Origin of the sequence: Mesorhizobium sp. (assembly GCF_024509055.1) — a bacterium.
Taxonomy (GTDB): domain Bacteria; phylum Pseudomonadota; class Alphaproteobacteria; order Rhizobiales; family Rhizobiaceae; genus Mesorhizobium.
Genome location: NZ_JANINM010000171.1, coordinates 1 through 3549 on the forward strand (window position 1 = coordinate 1; position 3549 = coordinate 3549).

Here is a 3549-nt window from a genome sequence, read left to right on the forward strand (position 1 = left end):
ACGCATGAAATGAAGTTTGCCCGCGAGGTCGCGACGCATGTCGTCTACCTCTACAACGGGCTGGTCGAGGAAGAGGGTCCGCCCGAACAGCTGTTCGGCGCGCCCAAATCCGAAAGGCTCAAGCAATTCCTCCGCAACGTCGGTTAGGGTCGGCGTCAAGCGGGGCGAAGAACCGGGAACAACAACAAAGTGGGAGTCCTGATATGAAGACTGTTCTCAAGACGTTCGCCGCGACGCTGCTCTTCGGCGTCGCCGCGATGGGCGTGGCCAAGGCCGACCAGGTGAAGATCGGCGTTGCAGCCGAGCCTTATCCGCCCTTCACCTCGCCTGATTCTTCCGGCAAATGGGTGGGCTGGGAAATCGACTTCGTCGATGCCGTGTGCGCCGAAGAGAAGATGGACTGCGTGATCACGCCCGTCGCCTGGGACGGCATCATTCCGGCGCTGACCACCAAGAAGATCGACGCGATCGTGTCCTCAATGTCGATCACCGACGAGCGCAAGAAGACGATCGACTTCTCCGACAAGTATTACAACACGCCGACCGCCATCATCGGACCAAAGGACAAGAAGTTCGGCCCAACGCCGGACGACCTGAAGGGCAAGGTCATCGGCGTGCAGGTGTCGACCATCCACGCCGTCTACGCCAAGAAGCACTTTACCGGGGCGCAGGAAATCAAGGAGTACCAGACCCAGGACGAGGCCAACAATGACCTTGCCGCCGGCCGCCTCGATGCGGTGCAGGCCGATTCGGTCGCGCTCAGCGATTTCCTCAAGACGGACCAGGGCAAGGCCTGCTGCGACCTGAAGGGCATGGTCGCACCTGACGAAGAGGTGCTCGGTTCGGGCGTCGGCGCCGGCGTGCGCAAGGAAGACACCGCGCTCAAGGAAAAGTTCAACGCCGGCATCAAGGCGATCCGCGCCAACGGCAAGTATGACGAGATCTCGAAGAAATACTTCGATTTCGACATCTACGGCGCCGCGCCGCAGTCGAACTGACGGCATCAGACAAGCCGGGGCATGGCGCTGGCGCCATGCCCTTTCAAGCCCAAACCTTGTGCCATGCATGTTCGCCGCTGACCGCCTGGTCAGCGGTTTGACAGCAATCGGGGGCGAAGCTGATCGACGTGTTTCTTCCGGCCTCGGCGGCCGGCATCTTTGAGCTCCTGTCACCGGAGCCCCCCGGCTGGGGCGCTACGCTGCTTGTCGGTTTGCTGCATTCGATCGAGATCGCCGTCGGCGCCACGTGCCTCGGCCTGATGATCGGCACCGCGGGCGCCTTCGGTAAGCTCTATGGCGGCCCGGTGACGCGCGACCTGCTCGCCGTTTACACGACCGTGGTGCGCGCCGTGCCTGAGCTGGTGCTGATCCTGCTGCTCTATTATGCCGGCACGGACCTCATCAACCAGGTGCTTACGGCGATGGGCTACCAGCGCGTCGACATCAGCGGGCTGGCGGCCGGCATCTTCGTGCTCGGCGTGGTCCAGGGCGCCTATTCGACCGAAGTTATTCGCGGCGCCATCCTCGCCATTCCGCAGGGCCAGATCGAAGCCGCCCGAGCCTACGGCATGTCGCCTGGCTTGATGCTGAGGCGCATAACAGTGCCGGCCATGCTGCCTTTCGCGATACCCGGCCTTGCCAATCTCTGGCTGATCGCCACCAAGGACACGGCGCTCCTCGCCGTGGTCGGCTTCTTCGAACTGACGCTGGCCACGCGGCAGGCCGCAGGCGTGACCAAGGCCTATCTCATCTTCTATCTCGCGGCGGGCGTGCTCTACCTTGCCCTGTCGCTCTTTTCCAACCTGATCATCGGCCGCGTCGAAGCCTGGTCGCGGCGTGGTATGCCGTCGGTCAAGGAGGCACGCTGATGTCCGCGGAAGCCACCGCGATCACCATGGCGGCGCGCGCCTCCATCTGGCTCAAGCCGCACCGTATCGTGCTGATCCTGATCGCCCTTGGATTGGCGCTTTGCGCCGCCTTCTTCATGCGCTGGGACTGGCTGCCGCAATATTGGGAAATGGGGCTGCTCGGAATCTGGCGCGCGCTGTGGATCCTCGCTGTTACCTGCGCGCTGGGCTTCCTGCTTGCCGTGCCGCTCGGGCTTGCGCAGGCCGGCGGGCCGTTCTGGTTCGCCGTGCCAGCCAAGGTCTTCTGCACCATCATCCGGGGAACGCCGCTGCTGCTGCAGCTATGGCTGCTCTATTACGGGCTGGGCTCGCTGTTCCCACAGTATCCCTGGATCCGCGATTCCTGGATGTGGCCCTATCTCAGGCAGGCGTGGCCATATGCCGTCGTGGCCCTGACGCTGTCCTTCGCCGGTTATGAGGGCGAGGTGATGCGCGGCGCCTTCGCCGGCGTGCCCAAGGGCCAGTTGGAGGCCGCCCGCGCCTTCGGCATGAGCCGCTGGAAAATATTCCGGCGCATCTGGCTGCCGCAGGCCTTCTACCGGGCGCTGCCGACGCTGACCGGCGAAACCGTGCTGCAGCTGAAGTCGACGCCTCTGGTGGCGACGATCAGCGTCATCGACATCTTCGCCGTCTCGTCCAAAGTTAGGCAGGACACCTACCTGACCTACGAACCCCTGCTGCTGCTGGCGCTGATCTATATGACGATCACCGGCATCCTGGTGCTCATCTTCAGCAGGATCGAGGCACGCATCCCGGTCAAGATCGGTTAGCAGGGACGGCACGAAAGAGTGTCCGCCGCAATTCTTGCAGTGACGGACGATTTTCAACACAAACATCGCCTTGTCTGCTGCTAATCCCAGACCCGGCTACGCATTCAGATTCTGGAATCTCAGGATGGCGACAATGCAACTCTCTCTCGACCAGGCAACAGGGCTGTGCCGGATGGCGGCGCTCGGCGCGGGCGCCAACGAGGAGGCGGCGCAATCGCTGACCGCCTCGATCATCGCGGCCGAGGCCGAAGGCCTATCGACGGTCGGCCTGTCGCATTTCATCGACTACCTCGAAGCGCTGGAAGCCGGCCGTATCGACGGCAACGCCGATCCCGTGATCACCAGGCCGGCGCTCGCCGTCTATCTTTCCGACGCGCGGGGCGGGCTCGCCCACACCGGTTTCGACCGCACGATCGAGGATCTCGCCAAGGCGGCGAAGCTGTTCGGCGTCGCCATCTTCTCGCAGAAGAACGCCTATACCTGCGGCGCGCTTGGCTATTTCACCGGGCGGCTGGCCGAACAGGGGCTGGTGTCCTTCGCGGCAACAAACGGGCCGGCGGTGCTGGCAGGCTCCGGCTCGGTCAAGCCGGTCTATTGCACCAACCCGATGTCCTTTGCCGCGCCCGCCGCGGACGGACCGCCTTTGGTCATCGACCAATCGTCGAGCGCGACGGCCTTCGTCAACATCCGCAAAGCGGCGGAGGACGGCAAGAATATCCCCGAAGGCTGGGCCTTGGATGCGAACGGCAATCCGACCACCGACCCTGCGGCGGCAATGAAGGGAGCGATGCTTGCCTTCGGCGGCCAGCGCGGGGCCAACATCGCCTTGATGGTCGAGGTGCTGGCGGCGGGCATTTCCGGCGCCAACTGGTC

The 3549-nt window shown here is 63.8% G+C and carries 4 protein-coding genes and 1 pseudogene; all 5 read left to right on the plus strand.

Annotated features, from left to right (window positions below):
- Positions 1–147 (plus strand): annotated as a pseudogene (locus Q0L57_RS08215) (histidine/lysine/arginine/ornithine ABC transporter ATP-binding protein); the annotation flags it as partial.
- A gap of 56 nt (positions 148–203) precedes the next feature.
- Positions 204–998, plus strand: a complete 795-nt coding sequence (locus Q0L57_RS08220; protein WP_296740963.1) for a transporter substrate-binding domain-containing protein — start codon at positions 204–206, stop codon at positions 996–998.
- Positions 999–1153: 155 nt separating this feature from the next.
- Positions 1154–1867, plus strand: coding sequence for an ABC transporter permease (locus Q0L57_RS08225; RefSeq protein WP_296740970.1), 714 nt, complete (start codon positions 1154–1156; stop codon positions 1865–1867).
- Positions 1867–2676: an ABC transporter permease gene (locus tag Q0L57_RS08230; RefSeq protein ID WP_296740965.1), complete on the plus strand. Its 810-nt coding sequence runs from the start codon at positions 1867–1869 to the stop codon at positions 2674–2676. Before Q0L57_RS08225 ends, Q0L57_RS08230 begins: the two co-directional genes overlap by 1 nt.
- A gap of 133 nt (positions 2677–2809) precedes the next feature.
- Positions 2810–3549 (plus strand): Ldh family oxidoreductase (locus Q0L57_RS08235; RefSeq protein ID WP_296740968.1); only part of this gene is annotated, 740 nt, incomplete at its 3' end.

Excerpts from the sequence above, each read along its gene's own strand:
- Q0L57_RS08230 (WP_296740965.1), top strand. The coding sequence starts at position 1,867 with ATGTCCGCGGAAGCCACCGCGATCACCATGGCGGCGCGCGCCTCCATC.
- Q0L57_RS08220 (WP_296740963.1), top strand. The coding sequence starts at position 204 with ATGAAGACTGTTCTCAAGACGTTCGCCGCGACGCTGCTCTTCGGCGTC.